The 20,296-nt window shown below is 74.6% G+C and carries 13 protein-coding genes; 11 read left to right on the forward strand and 2 right to left on the reverse strand.

From position 1 onward, the window contains the following. Positions 1 to 79: 79 nt before the first annotated feature. The 11 genes from cobN to cobC are packed head-to-tail and all read left to right on the forward strand — an operon-like array spanning position 80 to position 15,580. Entirely contained in the window at positions 80 to 3,772 is a 3,693-nt protein-coding gene (gene cobN, locus BM076_RS16830) for a cobaltochelatase subunit CobN (protein WP_093714382.1), read from the forward strand. 46 nt (positions 3,773 to 3,818) lie between these two features. Continuing rightward, positions 3,819 to 5,888: a putative cobaltochelatase gene (locus tag BM076_RS16835; protein WP_093714383.1), complete on the forward strand. Its 2,070-nt coding sequence runs from the start codon at positions 3,819 to 3,821 to the stop codon at positions 5,886 to 5,888. Positions 5,889 to 5,910: 22 nt separating this feature from the next. Further along, positions 5,911 to 6,507, forward strand: a complete 597-nt coding sequence (gene cobO / locus BM076_RS16840; protein WP_093714384.1) for a cob(I)yrinic acid a,c-diamide adenosyltransferase — start codon at positions 5,911 to 5,913, stop codon at positions 6,505 to 6,507. Then, positions 6,504 to 8,090 carry a cobyrinate a,c-diamide synthase gene (locus tag BM076_RS16845; protein ID WP_177246481.1) on the forward strand — a complete coding sequence of 529 codons (1,587 nt, stop codon included), beginning with the start codon at positions 6,504 to 6,506 and terminating at the stop codon, positions 8,088 to 8,090. Before cobO ends, BM076_RS16845 begins: the two co-directional genes overlap by 4 nt. Further along, a complete protein-coding gene (gene cobI / locus BM076_RS16850) occupies positions 8,087 to 8,818 on the forward strand; it encodes a precorrin-2 C(20)-methyltransferase (RefSeq protein WP_093714385.1) in 732 nt (243 codons plus the stop codon). The genes BM076_RS16845 and cobI overlap by 4 nt, the downstream gene beginning before the upstream one ends. Continuing rightward, entirely contained in the window at positions 8,815 to 9,672 is an 858-nt protein-coding gene (cobM, locus tag BM076_RS16855; protein ID WP_093714386.1) for a precorrin-4 C(11)-methyltransferase, read from the forward strand. Before cobI ends, cobM begins: the two co-directional genes overlap by 4 nt. A gap of 4 nt (positions 9,673 to 9,676) precedes the next feature. Continuing rightward, positions 9,677 to 10,924, forward strand: coding sequence for a precorrin-6y C5,15-methyltransferase (decarboxylating) subunit CbiE (gene cbiE, locus BM076_RS16860; RefSeq protein WP_093714575.1), 1,248 nt, complete (start codon positions 9,677 to 9,679; stop codon positions 10,922 to 10,924). After that, entirely contained in the window at positions 10,921 to 12,792 is a 1,872-nt protein-coding gene (cobJ, locus tag BM076_RS16865) for a precorrin-3B C(17)-methyltransferase (RefSeq protein WP_093714387.1), read from the forward strand. The genes cbiE and cobJ overlap by 4 nt, the downstream gene beginning before the upstream one ends. 55 nt (positions 12,793 to 12,847) lie before the next feature. Beyond that, a complete protein-coding gene (locus tag BM076_RS16870; RefSeq protein ID WP_093714388.1) occupies positions 12,848 to 13,525 on the forward strand; it encodes a precorrin-8X methylmutase in 678 nt (225 codons plus the stop codon). Further along, complete coding sequence (locus tag BM076_RS16875) at positions 13,522 to 14,481, forward strand: sirohydrochlorin chelatase (RefSeq protein WP_093714389.1); 960 nt, start codon at positions 13,522 to 13,524, stop codon at positions 14,479 to 14,481. The genes BM076_RS16870 and BM076_RS16875 overlap by 4 nt, the downstream gene beginning before the upstream one ends. After that, complete coding sequence (cobC, locus tag BM076_RS16880) at positions 14,465 to 15,580, forward strand: Rv2231c family pyridoxal phosphate-dependent protein CobC (RefSeq protein WP_093714390.1); 1,116 nt, start codon at positions 14,465 to 14,467, stop codon at positions 15,578 to 15,580. The genes BM076_RS16875 and cobC overlap by 17 nt, the downstream gene beginning before the upstream one ends. Before the next feature lie 25 nt (positions 15,581 to 15,605). Here the strand turns inward: cobC and BM076_RS16885 are convergent, their stop codons facing one another. Beyond that, positions 15,606 to 18,764 carry an ABC transporter substrate-binding protein gene (locus BM076_RS16885; RefSeq protein ID WP_093714391.1) on the reverse strand — a complete coding sequence of 1,053 codons (3,159 nt, stop codon included), beginning with the start codon at positions 18,762 to 18,764 and terminating at the stop codon, positions 15,606 to 15,608. Between the two features lie 143 nt (positions 18,765 to 18,907). After that, positions 18,908 to 20,128, reverse strand: coding sequence for an SCO1860 family LAETG-anchored protein (locus tag BM076_RS16890; RefSeq protein WP_245796106.1), 1,221 nt, complete (start codon positions 20,126 to 20,128; stop codon positions 18,908 to 18,910). Positions 20,129 to 20,296: the final 168 nt, after the last annotated feature.

A 20,296-nucleotide genomic window follows, 5' to 3' on the forward strand; every position in this document is an offset into this window, starting at 1 on the left:
CGGGCACACCACTTCGCGGCCTTCCGTCCCGCTCCCCCGCCGGGCGGCGGGACCCGACCACCTTGACGATGGGACACACGTGAGCACCGTTCTGCTGCTGTCCACCGCCGACACCGATCTGCTGGCGGCCCGCGCCGCGGGCGACGGCACTGTCACGTACCGGATCGGGAATCCGTCCCGGGTCGACCCGGCGGCCGACCTGCCCGCGCTGCTGGACGGCGCCGACCTCGCGGTGGTGCGGCTGCTCGGCGGCCGACGGGTCTGGGAGGAGGGGCTCGCGGTGCTCGCGGCCTCCGGGGTGCCGACGGTGCTGCTGGGCGGCGAGTCGGTGCCGGACGCGGAGCTGATGGCGCTGTCGTCGGTGCCCGCGGGCGTCGTCGCGCAGGCGCTGCGCTATCTGGTCGAGGGCGGCCCGGACAATCTCACCGAGCTGGCCCGCTTCCTGTCGGACACCGTCCTGATGAGCGGCGAGGGCTTCGCGGCGCCGCGCCGCATGCCCGACCACGGCGTGCACGGCGCGCATCCGTACGAGGAGGGCCGTCCGACGGTCGCGGTGCTCTTCTACCGCGCCCACGAACTGTCGGGGAACACCGCCTTCGTGGACACACTGTGCGCGGCGGTCCGGGAAAGGGGCGCCAACGCTCTTCCGGTGTACTGCGGTTCACTCCGGGGGGCCGACGACGGGCTGTACGAGCTGCTCGGCCGGGCCGACGCGATCGTGGCGACGGTGCTGGCGGCCGGCGGCACGGTGGCGTCGGAGGCGAGCGCGGGCGGTGACGACGAGGCGTGGGACATCGGCGCGCTCGCGGACCTGGACGTCCCCGTCCTCCAGGGACTGTGCCTGACGTCGTCCCGGACGGCCTGGCAGGAGTCGGACGCGGCGCTGACACCGATGGACGCGGCGATGCAGGTGGCGATCCCGGAGTTCGACGGGCGGCTGATCACGGTGCCGTTCTCGTTCAAGGAGACCGGCGAGGGCGATGTGCCGGTCTACGTCGCCGATCCGGAGCGGGCCGCGCGGGTCGCCGGGATCGCGGTGCGGCACGCGGCGCTGCGGCACAAGGCGAACGCGGACAAGCGGCTCGCGCTGGTCTTCACCGCCTACCCGACCAAGCACTCCCGGGTCGGCAACGCGGTCGGCCTGGACACCCCGGCCTCCGCCGTCCGGTTGCTGGACGCGCTGCGCGACGCGGGTTACGTGACCGGTGAACACCCGGGCGAGGGCGACGAGTTGATCCACCGGCTGATCGCGGCCGGCGGGCACGACGTGGAGTGGCTGACGGAGGATCAGCTCGCGGCGGCGCCCGCGCGGGTCCCGCTGGCGGACTACGAGAAGTGGTTCGCCGCCCTCGACCCCGACCTGCGGGCCGGCATCCTGGAGCACTGGGGCGAGCCGCCGGGCTCCCTCTACATCGACGGCACCGACATCGTGCTGGCGTCGCTCCAATTCGGCAATGTCGTGGTGATGATCCAGCCGCCGCGCGGCTTCGGCGAGAATCCGATCGCGATCTACCACGACCCGGACATGCCGCCGTCGCACCACTACCTGGCCGCGTACCGCTGGCTGGAGACCTCGGCTGCCGAGGGCGGTTTCGGGGCCGACGCGATCGTGCACCTCGGCAAGCACGGCACGATGGAGTGGCTGCCCGGCAAGGGCCTCGGTCTGTCGGCGGGCTGCGCGCCGGACGCGGTGCTGGGCGAACTCCCCCTGGTCTACCCGTTCATCGTCAACGACCCGGGCGAGGGCACCCAGGCCAAGCGGCGCGGTCACGCCACCGTTGTGGACCATCTCGTGCCGCCGATGGCCCGCGCCGACACCTACGGCGATCTGGCGAAGCTGGAGCAACTCCTCGACGAGTACGCCCTGGTGAACGATCTCGACCCGACGAAGTCCCCGGCGATCCGCAGCCAGATCTGGACGCTGGTGCGGGCCGCCGAACTCCACCACGACCTGCATGTGGACGAACAGCCCGACGAGGACGGCTTCGACGACTTCGTGCTGCATGTCGACGGCTGGCTCTGCGAGATCAAGGACGTGCAGATCAGGGACGGTCTGCACATCCTCGGCGGCGGCCCGGTCGGCGAGGCCCGGGTCAATCTGGTGCTGGCGGTGCTGCGTTCGGCGCAGGTGTGGGGCGGTGTCGGCGCCGCGCTGCCGGGCCTGCGGGCCGCGCTCGCCGCCTCCTTCGGCCTGGAGGAGAAGGCGCTGCTGGCCGAGCCGGGCGCCCGCGCCGAGCTGCCGCCGACGCTCACCGCGCTCGCCGAAGGACCGGCCCGTACCGGCTCGGACGCCGTCGACCTGCTGGAGCAGATCGCGCGCCGTCTCGCCGAGGCGATGGAGGCCGCCGACTGGTCGCCGGACGCGGCGACGCGCGTCGTACGGGACGTGCTCGGCGGGCACCACGTACCGGACGCCGTACGGGTACTGGAATTCGCCGCGCGCGAGGTCGTGCCGCGGCTGGCCAGGACCACCGACGAGATCGACCACATCCTGCGGGCGCTGCGCGGCGGTTACGTACCGGCCGGGCCGTCCGGGTCGCCGACCCGCGGGCTGGTCAATGTGCTGCCGACCGGCCGTAATTTCTACTCCGTCGATCCCAAGGCCATTCCGTCCAGGCTCGCCTGGGACGTCGGCACGGCGCTCGCGGACTCGCTGCTGGCCCGGCATCTGGCGGACACCGGCGCGTACCCGGCGTCGGTGGGCCTGACCGTGTGGGGCACCTCCTGCATGCGCACGCAGGGCGACGACATCGCGGAGATCCTCGCGCTGCTCGGCTGCCGGCCGCTGTGGGACGACGCGTCGCGCCGCGTCACCGGCTTCGAGGTGATCCCCGCCGAGGAGTTGGGGCGGCCACGGATCGACGTCACCGTCCGGATCTCCGGCTTCTTCCGTGACGCCTTCCCGCACGTCGTCGCCCTGGTGGACGACGCGGTGCGGACCGTCGCCGAGCTGGACGAGGACCCGGCCGTCAACCACGTGCGGGCGCACGCCGACGAGGACTTCACCGGGCACGGCGACCGGCGGCGCGCGACCGCCCGGATCTTCGGCTCCAAGCCGGGCGCGTACGGGGCGGGCCTGCTGCCGCTGATCGACGCCCGCAACTGGCGCTCGGACGCCGACCTCGCCGAGGTCTACGCCGTCTGGGGCGGCTACGCGTACGGCCGGGGCCTGGACGGGCGGGCCGCGCGCGGCGACATGGAGGCCGCCTTCCGGCGGATCCAGGTCGCCGCGAAGAACGTCGACACCCGCGAGCACGATCTCGTGGACGCCGACGACTACTTCCAGTACCACGGCGGCATGGTCGCCATGGTCCGGCACCTGACCGGATCGTCCCCGCAGGCGTACGTCGGCGACTCCGCGCTCACCGACCAGGTCCGCACCCGCACCCTGGGTGAGGAGACGCACCGCGTCTTCCGGGCCCGGGTCGTCAACCCGCGCTGGATGGCGGCGATGCGGCGGCACGGCTACAAGGGCGCCTTCGAGATGGCGGCCACCGTCGACTACCTCTTCGGCTACGACGCGACCGCGGGCGTCGTCGACGACTGGATGTACGAGCGGCTCGCCACCGAGTACGTCTTCGACCCGCAGAACCAGGACTTCATGCGGAAGTCCAACCCCTGGGCGCTGCGCGGCATCACCGAGCGCCTCCTCGAAGCCGCCGACCGCGGTCTGTGGTCCGCCCCTGACCCGGACACGCTGGAGCGGCTGCGCGCCACATATCTGGAGCTCGAAGGCGACTTGGAGGGCGACGTGGCAGGTGACGACGCATGAGGACGCCGTCGACGAGGACCCGCGACCGTGACCATCTGGAGGCATCGTGAGTACGCCGTATCCGTTCACCGCGCTCGTCGGGCAGGACGACCTGCGGCTGGCGCTGCTGCTGAACGCGGTGAGCCCGGCCGTGGGCGGGGTGCTGGTCAGGGGTGAGAAGGGCACCGCCAAGTCGACGGCGGTGCGGGCGCTGTCCGCGCTGCTGCCGGAGGTGGCGGTGGTGCCCGGGTGCCGTTTCTCCTGCGACCCGGCGGCGCCCGACCCGGGGTGCCCGGACGGCCCGCACGAAGCGGGCGGCGGCGCCGAACGGCCGGCCCGCGTCGTGGAGTTGCCGGTCGGCGCGAGCGAGGACCGGCTGGTCGGCGCGCTGGACATCGAGCGGGCGCTCGCGGAGGGCGTGAAGGCGTTCGAGCCGGGCCTGCTCGCGGCGGCGCACCGCGGTGTGCTGTACGTGGACGAGGTGAATCTCCTCCACGACCACCTGGTGGACCTGCTGCTGGACGCGGCGGCGATGGGCGCGAGCTATGTGGAGCGCGAGGGCGTCTCCGTCCGGCACGCGGCCCGTTTCCTGCTGGTCGGCACGATGAACCCCGAAGAGGGCGAGCTGCGCCCGCAGTTGCTCGACCGCTTCGGCCTCACTGTCGAGGTGACCGCCTCGCGGGAGACCGACGAGCGCGTCGAGGTCGTACGGCGGCGGCTCGCGTACGACGCCGATCCGGCCGCTTTCACGGCCCGTTGGGCGGCGGACGAGCAGGGGGTGCGCGAACGGATCGCCGCCGCACGGCGGTTGCTGCCCGAGGTGCGCCTCGGCGACGGCGCGCTGCGGCAGATCGCGGCGACCTGCGCGGCCTTCGAGGTGGACGGGATGCGCGCGGACATCGTCATGGCGCGCACCGCGACGGCGCTGGCGGCCTGGGCGGGCCGCACCGTCGTCCTGGCCGAGGACGTCCGCACGGCGGCGCTGCTCGCGCTGCCGCACCGGCGCCGCCGCAATCCCTTCGACGCGCCGGGCCTGGACGAGGACAAGCTCGACGAGACGCTGGAGCGCGAGCGCGGCGCCGACGAGAACGACGGCGACGGCGGGGACGGGGACGGGGACGGGGACGACGATCCGGATCCGGACGGACCCGGCGGCGGACGGCCGCCGCAGGACGGGCCGGACGGCGGCCCGGAGAGCGGGCCGGACGGCGAGGCGGCGGACGGCCCGGCCCCCGAGGCCGCGGGTCAGGACTCCCCCGACGCGGAACAGCCCGCGGAGCGGCCCCCGGCCGCGGGTGCCGCCGCGGGCGAGCGGCCCGCGGTGGGCGCCGCCGACCCCTTCAAGGCGCGGCACTTCGACGTGCCGGGACTCGGCGAGGGCGCGGCCGGCCGCAGGTCGCGGGCGCGGACCGCGCACGGCAGGACGACCGGCGCCCGCCGCCCGCACGGCCCGCTCATCAAGCTGCACCTGGCGGCGACCGTGCAGGCGGCGGCCCCGCACCAGCGGGCCCGCGGCCGGTCGGGCCGCGGTCTGGTGATCCGCCGCGACGACCTGCGGCAGGCGGTCCGCGAGGGCCGCGAGGGCAATCTCGTGCTGTTCGTGGTCGACGCCTCCGGCTCGATGGCGGCCCGGCAGCGGATGAGCGCCGTCAAGGGCGCGGTGCTGTCGCTGCTGCTGGACGCGTACCAGCGGCGCGACAAGGTCGGCCTGGTCACCTTTCGCGGCGCCGGCGCCGATCTCGCGCTGCCCCCGACCTCCTCGGTCGACGCGGGCGCCGCCCGGCTGGAGAAGCTGCCGACCGGCGGCCGTACGCCGCTGGCTGCCGGGCTGCTCAAGGCCCGCGAGGTGCTGCGGGTGGAGCGGCTGCGGGACGCCTCGCGGCGCCCGCTGCTGGTCGTCGTCACCGACGGCCGCGCGACCGGCGGCCCGGAACCGGTGGCGCTGGCCGGGCGGGCCGCCCGCCTGCTGGCCGCCGAGGGCACCGCCGCGGTGGTCGTGGACTGCGAGTCGGGGCCCGTACGGCTCGGCCTCGCGGGCGCGCTGGCCCGGGAGTTGGCGGGTGTCGCGGTGACGCTGGACGAACTGCGCGCGGACACGGTGTCCGCACTGGTCAAGGACGTACGGAGGGCCGCGTGAGCGACGACAGGAGGGCCGTCTGATGCCGCAGGGACAGCCGAATGCCGTACCGGACGACGGCCTGACGACCCGTCAGCGCCGCAACCGGCCGCTGACGATCGTGCACACCGGCATCGGCAAGGGCAAGTCGACCGCCGCCTTCGGTCTCGCGCTGCGCGCGTGGAACCAGGGCTGGCCGGTCGGGGTGTTCCAGTTCGTCAAGTCCGCGAAGTGGAAGGTCGGCGAGGAGCGGGCGCTGCGCGTGCTCGGCGCCTCCGGCGAGGGCGGCACCGTCGCCTGGCACAAGATGGGCGAGGGCTGGTCCTGGGTGCAGCGGGACCTGGAATCCAGCGAGGAGGCCGCCCGCGAGGGGTGGGAGCAGGTCAAGCGGGACCTGGCCGCCGAGACGTACCGGCTGTACGTGCTGGACGAGTTCGCGTACCCCATGCACTGGGGGTGGGTCGACACCGCCGAGGTGGTCGGTGCGCTGCGCGACCGGCCCGGCACCCAGCACGTCGTGATCACCGGGCGCAACGCGCCGCCCGCGCTCGTGGACGCCGCCGATCTCGTCACCGACATGTCCAAGGTCAAGCACCCCATGGACGTGGGGCAGAAGGGGCAGAGGGGCATCGAGTGGTGACGTCCACCGCCGTGCCCCGGCTCGTCGTCGCCGCGCCGGCCTCCGGCAGCGGCAAGACGACGGTCGCCACCGGGCTGATGGCCGCCTTCGCGGCGGCCGGGCTCGCCGTCTCCCCGCACAAGGCCGGGCCCGACTACATCGACCCCGGTTACCACGCGCTGGCCTGCGGCCGGCCCGGGCGCAATCTCGACCCGTACCTCTGCGGGCCCGAGCGGATCGTGCCGCTCTTCGCGCACGGCGCGGCGGGCTGTGAACTCGCCCTCGTCGAGGGCGTCATGGGGCTCTTCGACGGCGCCGCCGGGCAGGGGGAGCTGGGCTCCACCGCACAGGTCGCCAAGATCCTGCGGGCGCCGGTCGTCCTGGTGGTCGACGCCTCGTCGCAGTCGCGGTCGGTGGCCGCGCTCGTCCACGGCTTCGCCTCCTGGGACCCCGGGGTCCGGATCGGCGGGGTGATCCTCAACAAGGTCGCCTCCGACCGGCACGAAGCTCTTCTGCGCGGGGCGCTCGACGAGTCGGGGGTGCCCGTGCTCGGCGCTCTGCGGCGCGCGGCCGACGTCCATGTGCCGTCCCGGCACCTCGGGCTGGTGCCCGCCGCCGAGCGGCGGCCCGAGGCGGTCGCGTGGGTCCGCGATCTCGCGGGGCGGCTGCGCGACTCCTGCGACCTCCCGGCCCTGCTGGCCCTGGCGCGCAGCGCCCCGCCGCTGGACGGCACCGCCTGGGACGCGGTGGAGGAGGTGGCGGCCTGCGGCGCTTCTCTCCCCAGCCCCGCCCCTTCCCGAAACCGGGGGTCGGCCCCGGACCCCGGTCCTCAAACGCCGGACGGGCTGAATTGTGCTTCTGGCACGCCCGTGGGCTCCGAGCCTCATCCTCAACCAGCCCGTCTGGGGGCACCTCCCGGACGGAGTCTGGGGGAGTTCGAGGACCGGGGGTCCGGGGGCCGGCCCCCGGTTTCGGGAAGGGGCGGGGTAGGGGAGACAGCCCGCCGCAGGCGGCCCGTGGTGACCGTCGCCGGCGGGGCGGCTTTCACCTTCGCGTACGCGGAACAGGTGGAGCTGCTGCGCGCGGCCGGAGCGGAGCTCGTGACCTTCGATCCGCTCCGCGACGAGGCCCTCCCGGAAGGCACCGCCGGAATCGTCCTCGGCGGCGGCTTCCCCGAGATCTACGCCGCCGACCTCTCGGCGAACGAACCGCTGCGCAAAGCGGTCGCCGCCTTCGAGGGGCCGATCGCGGCAGAGTGCGCCGGACTGCTCTACCTGGCACGGGAGTTGGACGGCGCCCCGATGTGCGGGGTGCTCGACGCCGGGGCGACGATGACCGACCGCCTGACATTGGGCTACCGCGAGGCCGTCGCGCTGGGCGACAGCGTCCTGGCACCGGCGGGCCTGCGCCTGCGCGGTCACGAATTCCACCGGACGCGAGTTGCGCCGGGCGCGGGCCCGGCACCGGCGTGGGGCCTGACCGGCGGCACCGGCCGCCGGGTGGAGGGCTTCACCACCACGGACGTGCATGCCTCGTATCTGCATGTGCACTGGGCCGCCGAGCCGTCGCTGGCACGGCGCTTCGTAGAGAGGTGTGCGCGATGACCGCGCTGCTGACCGGCGTCGGGGTGGGCCCCGGCGACCCGGAGCTGGTGACCGTCAAGGGAGTGAACGCGCTGCGCGCGGCCGCGGCCGTCGTCGTACCGGTGCTGGACACCGGCGAGCGCGGTCGCGCCGAGGCGACGGTGCTGCATTACGTGGACGCCGAGCGCGTCGTCCGCGTGGTGTTCGCGCTGAACGAGCGGACCGACCGGGCGCGGCGCGAGGCGGCGTGGGACGCGGCGGGCGCGCGGGTGGCCGAGCTGCTGCGGGAGCACGGCACGGTGGCCTTCGCGACGATCGGCGACCCGAATGTGTACTCCACGTTCACGTATCTGGCGCACACCATCAGGGAGTTGGTGCCCGGCGTGCGGGTGGAGACGGTGCCGGGGATCACGGCGATGCAGGAGCTGGCAGCGCGCGGCGGCGCCGTACTGACCGAGGGCACCGAGCCGTTGACGCTGGTCCCGGTGACGGCGGGGGCGGCGGTGCTGAAGGAGGCGCTGGCCGGTCCCGGCACGGTCGTGGCGTACAAATTCGGGCGGCTGGCCGCCGAGGTCGCGGCGGCGCTGCGCGAGACGGGCAGGACCGAGGGCGCGGTGTGGGGCAGTTCGCTGGGGCTGCCGGAGGAGTCGATCCGGCCCGCGGCGGAGCTGCTGGACGGGCCGCTGCCGTATCTGTCGACGCTGATCGCGCCCGCGCGGCGCGACGGCGGCCGAGGGGGGAAGCTGTGAGCGCGGCGCAGGCCCCGGCCGGGGCGAAGGTGACGATCGTCGGCGCGGGCCCGGGCGCGGCGGATCTGCTGACCTTCCGGGCGGCGCGGGCCATCGCCGAGGCGGACGTCGTGATCTGGGCGGCGAGCCTGGTCCAGGCGGAGGTGCTGGAGCACGCCCGCGCGGACGCGGAGATCCTGGACTCGGCGGCGATGTCCCTGGAGGACGTGGTCGCGGTGTACGGGCGGGCGCTGCGCGAGGGGCTGCGGGTGGCGCGGATCCACTCCGGCGACCCGGCGCTGTGGGGCGGCACGCAGGAGCAGGTGGACCGGTGCGCGGCGCTCGGCATCGCGGTCGAGATCGTGCCGGGCGTGTCCTCCTTCTCGGCCGTCGCGGCGCTGGCCGGGCGGGAGTTGACGATTCCCGAGGTGGCGCAGTCGGTGATCCTGACCCGGCTGGGCGGCGGCAAGACGCCGATGCCGCCGGGCGAGGAGGTCAGGGAATTCGCCCGGCACGGTACGACGATGGCGGTGTTCCTGTCCGCGGCCCGGTCGGGTCAACTGGCCGCCGAGCTGCTGGAGGGCGGCTACCGCACCGACACCCCGGTGCTGATCGCCCATCAGGTCACGTGGCCCGAGGAGCTGTTGCTGCGCTGCACGGTCGGCACGCTGGAGGCGACCGTCAAGGAGCACAAGCTGTGGAAGCACACGCTCTTCCTGGTCGGCCCGGCGCTCGCGGCGTCCGGGACCCGCTCGCACCTCTACCACCCGGGGCACTTCCACGGTTTCCGGCGGGCCGATCCGGCGGCGCGGCGCGCGCTGCGGGAGTCGCGGGCGGGCGAGGAAGCGCGGGAGCCTCGTGAGTCCCATGGGTGACGGCGTGATCACGGTGCTCGGCATGGGCACGGGCGGGGCGCCGCCCGTGGTCGGCGGCGCCGATCTGGTGGTGGGCGCCGCCCGCCACCTGGAGGCCGCCGAACTGCCGTCCGGCGTACGGCGGCTGGTGCTCGGCCCGCTCTCGCCCGCGCTGGACACGATCGCGGAGTACGTGGCCGCGCCCGGCGCCCGGGTGGTGGTGCTGGCCTCCGGCGATCCCGGATTCTTCGGCATCGTACGGGCGTTGGGCGCGCGGTTCGGCGCGGCGGCCCTCGACGTACGGCCGTCGTCGCCGTCGGTCGCGGTGGCCTTCGCGCGGCTCGGGCTGCGCTGGGACGACGCGGTGGTGGTCAGCGCGCACGGCCGCGAGCTGCGGACCGCGGTGCATGTGTGCCGGGCGCACCCCAAGACGGCCGTGCTGACCGGACCGGGCGCCGGGCCCGCGGAGTTGGGCGCCGCCCTGGCCCGTACCGGCCTGGCGCGCACTCTCGTCGTCGGCTCGGCGCTCGGTACGGACGCGGAGCGCGTGGAGCGGGTCACGCCGGAGCAGGCCGCCGCCCGCGACTGGTCGGCGGCCGGGGCCGCGGTCGTGCTGTGCCTGGCCGACGCGGCGCTCGACGGGCGGGCCGGCGCCTCCCGTACGGTCGCCGGCGCGCCGGTCGCGCCCGCCGGGTGGGCGCTGCCCGAGGAGGACTTCGCGCACCGCGACTCGATGGTCACCAAGGCCGAGGTGCGGGCGCTGGCCCTGGCCAGGCTCGGGCCGCGCACCGGGGACCTGGTGTGGGACGTCGGCGCCGGGTCCGGCGCGGTCGCGGTGGAGTGCGCCCGGTTCGGCGCCGCCGTGATCGCCGTGGAGAAGACGGCCGACGGCGCCGGCCGGGTGCGGGCGAACGCCGCCGCGCACGGTGTCGAGGTGCAGGTCGTGCACGGCGAGGCGCCCGCGGCGCTCGACGGGCTGCCGGCGCCCGACGCGGTGTTCGTCGGGGGCGGCGGGCGGGAGCTGGCCGCGATCGTGACGGCGTGCGCCAGGCGGGCGCGGCGCTCGGTCGTGGTGACGCTGGCCGCCGTCGACCGGGTGCCGGAGGTACGGGGCGCGCTGCGCGCCGCCGGGTGGGTGCCCGACGGTGTCCTGCTCCAGTCGTCGCGGCTCGCGCCGCTGCCCGGGGACGTGACGCGGCTGGCCGCGGCGAATCCGGTGTTCGTGCTGTGGGCGCGGCCCGCGTCCGCCACCAGTGAAGGGGAATCTCTGTGATCGGCCTCATCTCCGCGACCGCGGCGGGCCGCACCGGGTGCGAGCGGCTCGCCGCCGCGTGGCCGGGCAGGACGGTGCTCTACGACGACGGCGCGCGGCCGTTGCGGGAGGTGGTGGGGGCGGCCTTCGCGGAGTGCGACCAGCTCGTGCTCTTCCTCGCCACGGGGGCGGCCGTCCGCCTGCTCGCGCCGCACCTGCGCGGCAAGGCCGAGGATCCTGGTGTCGTGACCGTGGACGAGGCGCACCGCTATGCCGTCGCCCTCCTCGGCGGGCACGGCGGCGGCGCCAACTCCCTTGCCGCGGCGGTCTCCTCCGTCCTCGGCGCCGAGCCGGTCGTCACCACCGCGACCGACGCCGTCGGCGCCACCGCCCTCGACACCCTCCCCTACCCCGCCGAGGGCGCCCTCCCCGCCGTCACCCGCGCCCTCCTCGACGGCACCCCACCCGTCACCTTCCACACCGACACCATCTGGCCCCACCCACCCCTCCCCCCGGCCCTCATCCCGGCCCCGCCGTCTATGGCGGAAAAGCTCCCTCCGGGAGAGAGCGCCACGAGGAAGAACGCTTCCCCCGAAGCCAGCCAAGGGCACCCGAGGGAGGACGGTTCCCTCAGGACCGCCGCAACCGGCCGATCCGAAGCGGCGCGGCCCGGCGGTGCCGAACCGACGCCGGCCGAGAGGGGGGCGGAGGACGAAGCGCCGTACGCGGTGTGGCTCACCGATCGACGGATCACGGCCGGGAACACCGTGTTCCTGAGGCCGCCTTCGCTGACGGTCGGCATCGGCGGCAGCCGGGGCGTCACCCGGGAGGAAGTGGTGACCCTCGTGCGGAGCACGCTCGCGGAGGCCGGGCTGGCCGAGCGCAGCGTCACCGCGCTGGCGACCGTGGACGCGAAGGCGTCGGAAGCCGGGATCGTGGCCGCGGCGGCGGCCTTCGGCGTACCGCTGCTGACGTTTCCCGCGGACACCCTCGCGGCCATCCCCGTACCGAATCCTTCGGCCGCCCCGCTCGCCGCGGTCGGCACCGCGTCCGTGGCGGAGGCGGCGGCGCTGGCCGCCGCGCCCGGCGGCGAACTCGTCGCCCAGAAGCGGAAGTCGGCGATGGCGACCGCCGCCGTCGCCCGCCGCCACCCGCGCGGCCGGCTCGCCGTGGTGGGCCTCGGCCCGGGTGCGCGCGACCTGGTGACGCCGCGCGCGGTCGCCGAACTGCGCCGCGCCTCGGTGCTCGTCGGCCTCGACCAGTACGTGGACCAGATCCGCGACCTGCTCGCGCCCGGCACCCGGGTGCTGGAGTCCGGCCTGGGCGCGGAGGAGGAGCGGGCGCGCACCGCGGTCGCCGAGGCCCGCGCGGGCCACGCCGTCGCGCTGATCGGCAGCGGCGACGCCGGGGTGTACGCGATGGCCTCCCCCGCCCTCGCCGAGGCGGCCGACGACATCGATGTGGTCGGCGTCCCCGGCGTGACCGCCGCGCTGGCGGCAGCCGCCCTGCTGGGCGCGCCGCTCGGCCACGACCACGTGTCGATCAGCCTGTCGGACCTGCACACACCGTGGGACGTGATCGAGCGACGGGTGCGGGCGGCGGCCGAGGCCGACCTCGTGGTGACCTTCTACAACCCGCGCAGCCGGGGCCGCGACTGGCAGTTGCCGAAGGCCCTGTCGATCCTGGCCGGGCACCGCGCGCCCGACACCCCGGTGGGCGTCGTGCACGCCGCCTCCCGCCCGGACGAGCGGGTCGCGGTCACCACGCTGGCCGGCCTCGACCCCGCCACCGTGGACATGGTGACGGTCGTGACCGTCGGCAACACCGCGAGCCGCACCGTCGCCGGCCGCATGGTCACCCCGCGCGGCTACCGCTGGCAGGCGCCGTGACCACCTCTCGTACCCCACTCCCGTCCCCCGCCGCCCCCTCCGGAGGAGATGCCGCGTGAGCCGTACGGTCCACCCCATCGAGCAGGAGTCCTTCCGCATCCTGCGGTCCCGCCTCGACACCTCGGGCATGACGCCGCTGCGCCGCGCCGTGGTGGAGCGGGTGATCCACTCCAGCGCGGACCTCGGCTACGCCACGGACCTGGTGTGCGACGAGGACGAATTGCGGGCGGCGCACGCGGCGTTGCACGCGGGCGCGCCGGTCGTCGCGGACGTCGAGATGGTCGCGTCGGGGATCACCGCCCGGTCCTCGGTGTGCCGGCTCGCCGACGCCTCGCCGGGGCCCGGGCTGACCCGCAGCGCGCACGCGGTGCGGCTGGCGTACGCGCAGGTCGGGCCCGGCGCGGTGTGGGTGATCGGCTGCGCGCCCACCGCCCTGGAGGAGCTGCTCGCACTGGACGCGGCGCCCGCGCTGGTGATCGGCATGCCGGTCGGTTTCGTGGGCGCAGCCGAGAGCAAGGCGCACCTGCGGGCGTCGGGGCTGCCCGCGGTGAGCAACATCTCGGAGAAGGGCGGCTCCGCGGTGGCCGCCGCCGCGCTCAACGCCCTGCTGTACACCGACCCGGCCGACCTCCCCGCACCCCCCGAACAGCCCGTGCCCGGGCGCCGACTCCCCGAACACGCCGCCCCCGAACACGCCGTGCCCGCACATCCCGTCAAGGAGAACCACCAGTGAGCCGACCCCCCGCCCTCCTCCTCGTCGGCCACGGCACGCGTGACGCGGCCGGCGCCGCGGCCTTCCGTTCCTTCGTCGACCAACTGGGCGCCAAGAGCGCAGACTTGGCGGTCGGCGGCGGCTTCATCGAATTGTCGCCGCCGCCGCTGGCGGACTCGGTGGCCGCCCTGGTCGAGGCGGGCGAACGGCGGTTCGCCGCCGTGCCGCTGGTGCTGGTGTCGGCCGGGCACGCCAAGGGCGACATCCCGGCGGCGCTGGCCCGCGAGGAGCAGCGGCACCCGGGCACGTCGTACGCGTACGGCCGCCCGCTCGGCCCGCACCCGAAGCTGCTGACAGTGCTGGAGCGGCGGATCGACGAGGCGCTGGCCGGGGCGGACCGCGCGGACACCACGGTGCTGCTGGTGGGCCGGGGATCGACCGACCCGGACGCGAACGCCGAGGTGTACAAGGTGGCGCGGCTGCTGTGGGAGGGCCGCGGTTACGCGGGCGTGGAGACCGCGTTCGTGTCGCTGGCCGAGCCGTCCGTGCCGGCGGGGCTCGACCGCTGCCTGCGGCTGGGGGCCCGCAGCGTCGTCGTCCTGCCGTACTTCCTGTTCACCGGGGTGCTGCCGGACCGGGTGCGCGAGCAGGCCGCCGCATGGGCGGCCGGGCAGCCGGGGCTCGACGTACGGAACGCCGAAGTGATCGGCCCCGAGCCGGAGTTGGCGGAGCTGGTGCTGGAGCGCTACCGCGAGACGGTCGAGGGCGACCTGCGGATGAACTGCGACACCTGCGTGTACCGGGTGAAGCTGCCCGGCTTCGAGGACCGCGTGGGTAGGCCGCAGCAGCCGCACCACCACCCGGACGACCCGTCGCACAGCCACGGCCCGCACGACCACGACCCGCACGACGGCCACGGCTCCCACGACCACGGCTCCCACGATCACGGGGGCGGCCACCATGCGCACGCCCACTGACCGCGAGCCCGACGGCCTCGCCGCGGCGCGGACCGCCGCCGGGGGTGACGACGGGCCCGACGCATACGACCTGCGGCACCACGGCGACGCGGAGGTCGGTGCCGGCCTGATCGACCTGGCGGTCAATGTCCGCGCGGGCACTCCCCCGGTGTGGCTGCGCGAGCGGATCGCGGCCTCGCTGACGGACCTGGCCGCGTATCCCGACGGGCGCGCGGCCCGGCACGCGGTGGCCGTACGGCACGGCCGGCCGGACGGCGAGGTGCTGCTGACGGCGGGCGCGGCCGAGGCGTTCGTCCTGCTGGCCCGCGCGCTGACGCCACGTCATGCCGTGGTGGTGCACCCGCAGTTCACCGAACCGGAGGCGGCGCTGCGGGCGGCCGGGCACGAGGTGCGGCGGGCCCTGCTCGCCGAGGCCGACCGCTTCGTGCTCGATCCGGCGGCGGTGCCCGAGGACGCCGATCTGGTGGTGGTCGGCAATCCGACCAATCCGACCTCCGTCCTCCATCCGGCCGCCGCGATACGGAAGTTGGCCCGCACCGGCCGCACCCTGGTGGTGGACGAGGCGTTCATGGACGCGGTGCCGGGCGAGACCGAGTCGCTGGCGGCGGCCCGGGACGTACCGGGCCTGGTCGTGCTGCGCAGCCTCACCAAGACCTGGGGGCTCGCCGGGCTGCGGATCGGCTATGTGCTCGGCGACGCCGGCACGATCGCCGCGCTGGAGCGCGCGCAGCCGCTGTGGGCGGTGTCGACCCCCGCGCTGGCGGCGGCCGTCGCGTGCGTCGCGCCGGACGCCCTCGCGGAGGCGGCGGAGGCGGCCCGTACGGTGGTCGGCGAACGCGCCTATCTGCTGGACCGGTTGGCCGAACTGTCCGGTGTCGAGGTCGCGGGCAACGCGCCCGCGGCGCCCTTCGTCCTGCTGCGCATCCCCGGTGCCGCCGCCGTCCGCCGCGATCTGCGGGCGATGGGCTACGCCGTCCGCCGCGCCGACACCTTCCCCGGCCTCGGCACCGACTGGCTCCGCGTCGCCGTCCGCGACCGCCGTACGACCGACGGCTTCGTCAACGCCCTGGCCACGGCCCTGGCCGACCTCGACATGTGACCGGGGCCCGACTCCCCCGGCAGCGCTAGGACTTGATGCCGAGCGCCGTCAGGTCGACGCCGCCGAGCACCTGCTGGTCGTAGACATTGGTCAGGCGTGTGCCGCGGTAGACCAGGTGCTGGACGTAGATCAGCGGGACCATCGTGCTCTCGCCCATCACCTTGGCGTCCACGGTCTGCCAGATCGACGCGGCCTTGCCCGGGTCGGCGGTGTTGTCGGCCTCGGACACCAGATTGTTGATCTCGGTGTCGTCCAGATTGGCGTAGTTGTTGACGCTGCCGGGCTGGATCAGCGCGCGCAGGAAGCCGCCGCCGGTCGGCCAGTCCGCGGCCCAACCGGTCATCACGATGCCCCACTTGGCGGCCTTGAGCTTGCTGGGCGACAGCAGCGTGTCGTAGAAGGCGGAGGAGTCCTCGGTCACGATCTTGACCTTGATGCCGATCTCGGCGAGCGAGGAACTGATGGACTCCATCGCGTCCTGGAGCCGCGGCGAGCCCTTGATGCCCGCCATGGTGACGCTGAAGCCGTCGGGCAGCCCGCACTCGCTGAGCTGCTTGCGGGCCTCGTCCGGATACGGCCCCTGCGCGCCGTACGGGGTGGCCGAGGTGCTGTAGCCGTCGGTGGTCGGCGGCAGCATGGTGCTGGCGATGTCGCCTGCTTCGTACTGCCCGCCGAGCTTGGCGCGCACCTCGGCCTTGTCCACGGCGTACTGCACCGCGCGGCGGCACTCGAAGCGGTCGAGCGGCGCGACGGCTGTCTGGAGGCTCAGATAGCGGGTGGTGCCGGTGAAGACGAGGTCGGTGTTGGCCTTCAGCGACGGGTCGTTGAGGATCTTCGTCTCGGTCGTGTCGCTGAGCGTCTGACCGGCCAGGTCCAGATCGGCGGCGCCGCTGAGCAGCGCGGACTCCACGGCGTCCTGGCTGGTGACGATCTTCAGGTCGACCGCGTCGGGCAGCGCGGAGTGGACGGTGTCGGTCGCGGGGTTCCAGTGGGTGTTGCGGACCATGTGCAGCGACGAGCCCGGCGTGTAACTGGCCACCTTGTACGGGCCGCTGCCGACCGGGTGCTTCTCGAAGTCCTTGCCCTGGCCGGTGTCGGCGGAACGCGGGACCGGCGCGCCGATGGACAGCGCGAGCACATAGCGGAAGTCGGCGTAGGGCTTGGCGAGTTTGAAGACGATGGTGCGGTCGTCGGGGGTGGTGACCGAGCGGAGACCGAGCTTGTCGGTGTCGGTGTCCGCGTACGGGCCCGGGTAGTGCTGGCCCTGGTCGAGGATGTCGGTGAAGTAGGAGGGGCCCTCGGGGAAGGCGCCGCGGTCGAAGGTCCGCTCGATGCCGTACTTGACGTCCTTGGAGGTGATCGGCGTGCCGTTGTCGAAGGTCACGCCGTCCTTGAGGCGGAAGGTCCAGGTGCGGCCGTCGGAGCTGACCTGGCCGGTGTCGGTGGCGAGGTCGGGCACCACCTTGCGGCCGCCGTCGCCGGGCACGGGTGCGTAGTCGACGAGCTTGCGCAGGAACATCCGCTGGAGGTTCCACGACGCCTGGTCGTAGGTGGCGGCCGGGTCGAGGAGGTTGGGCGTCGCATAGGTGGTGATCAGATTGAGGGTGCCGCCGGTGGCCGTCGAGGGGCGGACGACGCCGTTCACCCCGCCGCTGTAGCCGCTGCCCTCCTTGCCGCCGTGCAGTTTGAGCGCGGCGTTCTGCACGGTCGGGGTGTCGGTGGGGTCGTCGGTGCCCTTGCCGCCGCCGATCGGCGCGAAGATCAGCGTCACGGTCACCGCGACGGCGGCGACCGCGACGCCCGCGCCGGCCGCGATCCAGCGGCGTCGGCCGGCGCGGGGGCCGGGCGGCACGGCCTGGCCGGGCGAACGGACGTTGATCGGCGGTGGGGTGCCCGGCGGCCGGGGCGCGTTCGGCAGGTACTGCGGCGGCAGCGGCCGCGACGGGGTGCGGTACGCGGGGTGCTCCGGCTGTCCGTAGCCGGCCGGGTGCGGGGTCGCGTCGCGCGCGGCGGACGGCGTTGGGGTGCCCTGGCCCGCGGCGGACGCGGGCGGTACGGGCGTGCCGCGGCCCGCGGCGGAGGCGGCGGCCGGGGTGCCGGACGGTGACAGTGGCTTCGGCGGGGTGCCCGGCGGGGTCTGCTCGCCGGAGCGCGCCTTGGGCGGCAGCGCGGGCAGCGGCGCGCCGGGCACGCCGAAGGTGGCACGCGGGTCGGCGGCCGGGGTGCGGCGGCCGGAATGCTGGGAGCCGGAATCCTGGGAGCCGTGGCCTCCGGAGTCGGGGGCGCCGCCGTCCCGCGGCCCGGTGGCGGGCGTCGCGGCCGGTCCGGTCAGGGCGCTGGAGCCGGTGTCGGCCAGCCAGCCGCGCAGCCGGTCGCGGAAGGCGGCGGCGTCCGTGGGGCGGTCGGCCGGGTCCTTGGCGAGCGCGCCGAGCACCAGCGCGTCCAGTTCCTTGGGCACCCGCGGATTGCGCTGGGAGGGCGCGGGCGGCGGGGTGTGCACGTGCCAGTACATGAGGTTGATCGGATTGCCGTCGGTGAACGGCGGCTTGCCGGTGAGCAGTTCCATCAGCACACAGCCGACCGCGTACACATCGCTGCGGGCGTCGATGTCCACGCCGTTGATCTGCTCGGGCGACATGTAGCTGGGAGTGCCGATGGCGGAGCCGGTGGCGGTCAGCCGGGCGTCGGCGGTGTGCAGGACGTGCGCGATGCCGAAGTCGGCGACCTTGACGGCGCCTTCGGAGGTGATCATCACGTTCGCGGGCTTCACGTCGCGGTGGACGGTGCCGTGGCTGTGCGCGTGGGCCAGCGCGTCCAGCATGTCGCAGGCGATCCGTACCGCGCGCTCCGGGTCGAACCAGACCTGCTCGCGGACGAGTTGGGCCAGGGTGCTGCCCTGGACGTACTCCATGACGAGGAACGGCACCACGGTGTCGTCGTCGGTACGGACCTCGTCCTGGTCGTGCACGGTGACGATGCCGGGGTGGTTGAGGGCGCCCGCGGCCTGGGCCTCGCGGGCGAATCTGCGGCGCGCGTCGGGGTCGCTGGCCAGTTCCGGCAGCAGGGTCTTCACGGCGACGACGCGGCCCATGCGGGTGTCGCGGGCGCGGTGCACTCGGGCCATTCCACCGGAGCCGAGCAGCTCCGCCAGTTCGTAACGACCCGCGAAAAGCCCGTCGACCATCTACTCCGCCCGCCCCGCTCGCCCATCCCCAAGGTGAACGGTAGCCCAGCCGCCGCTCGTGGGGAACAGCGTAGAGGGCGGCTCCCGGAGCGGAGCCGCCCTCCCCACTATTGGGGTGTTCGCCCGATTCGGCCGCCGCGGCGTTACTCGGCGCCGGAGGACGCCTTGCGGCGGCGGTTGGTGAGCAGGAAGGCGCCGGCGCCGGCCGCGACCAGGCCGACGGCGCCGAAGGCCATGTACGGCGTGGAGGAGCTGGCACCGGTCTCGGCGAGGTCGCCGGTGCTCACGGTGTCGGTGCCGGTCTGCGCGCGGGTGTCGGTACCGCCGGTGCCGGAGCTGCCCGAGGTGCCGGCGGAGCCGGACGAGCCGCTGGTGGAGTGGCCGCCCGTGGAACCGCTGGTCGAGCCGGACGTGGAACCGGAGGTGGAGCCGGACGTGGAGTGGCCGCCGGTGGAACCGCCGTTGGTCGAGCCACCGTTCGTCGAACCGGAACTGGAGCCGCCGTTGGTCGAACCGCCGTTGGTCGATCCACCGTTGGTCGATCCACCGTTGGTGGAACCGCCGTTCGTCGAACCGCCGTTGGAGGAGCCGCCGGAGTTGCCGCCCGAGGTCGAGCCGCCGGTCGAGCCGCTCGCCTGCGGCGTACGGCAGGTGGCCTGCGCCAGCGTGACGTCACCGGTGACGTCGGCGACGCCCAGCTCCAGCGGGTTGATGTGGATCTTCAACTGGAGGGCGGTGGCCGCGGCCGTACGGGAGGTGATGACGGTATCGGTGAGGCGCAGGCTGACCTTGCCGACCCCGGCGACGTCCAGATCCGTGCTGCCCACCGCGTTGAGCGAGATCGTCTTCCCGAGAACCGTCACACCGACCAGCTTGGAACTGGCGGTCGGCTTGTGGCCCACCTGGCAGGTGGCCCTGGAGGTGATCGCGTCCAGCTTCACCAGGGAGAGCAGCGGCAGGCCCGGGACGTGGACCTCTGCCTTGGCGATGTTGGCGTAGCCCTCGGCCTTCCAGCGGTCGGCCGTGGCGTTGGCCGTCGCGACGTCGGCCCGCAGGATGTTCACCTCGCGCCCGTGCTCCACACCGCTGCCCACCTTCACGGTCAGCGCGGTCTCCTTGGCGTCGGCCGGCGCCTTCACATCGTTGAGCGAGACGTTCAGCGGCACGTCCACGGTCTTGTTCAACAGCGACACGTCGAGCCCTGCCCGCAGCACGGTCGCGGTGGACGAGCCGCCCCCCGTGCCGGCGGGCGTCGCCTGCGCGCCCGGCGCGACGACGAGGGTGCCCGCCGCGAGGGCGACGGCGGCGCCGATGGCGGCGGCCGAACGGCGTGCGGGCAGGCTGACGTTGATGGTGCGGTACACGGTGGAAAACCCCCACAAGTGGCATGGAGTCCCCGGCGCGGGACTGTTGGGGACAGCCGCCGGGGACATCGACCCGGCCATGTTTACGCACTGAGGGTGAACTGGCGGGCACACGGCGTCAGTTCACCCATAAGGGTGGTTTCCGTGTGCTTCTTCGAATCTTGCGGC

Origin of the sequence: Actinacidiphila alni (assembly GCF_900112845.1) — a bacterium.
GTDB lineage: Bacteria > Actinomycetota > Actinomycetes > Streptomycetales > Streptomycetaceae > Actinacidiphila > Actinacidiphila alni.

Bases quoted from the DNA above. Each gene is read 5' to 3' on its own strand.
- BM076_RS16885 (WP_093714391.1), bottom strand. From the start codon at position 18,764: ATGGTCGACGGGCTTTTCGCGGGTCGTTACGAACTGGCGGAGCTGCTC.
- cobC (WP_093714390.1), top strand. From the start codon at position 14,465: ATGCGCACGCCCACTGACCGCGAGCCCGACGGCCTCGCCGCGGCGCGG.
- cobI (WP_093714385.1), top strand. From the start codon at position 8,087: ATGACCGCGCTGCTGACCGGCGTCGGGGTGGGCCCCGGCGACCCGGAG.
- cobO (WP_093714384.1), top strand. From the start codon at position 5,911: ATGCCGCAGGGACAGCCGAATGCCGTACCGGACGACGGCCTGACGACC.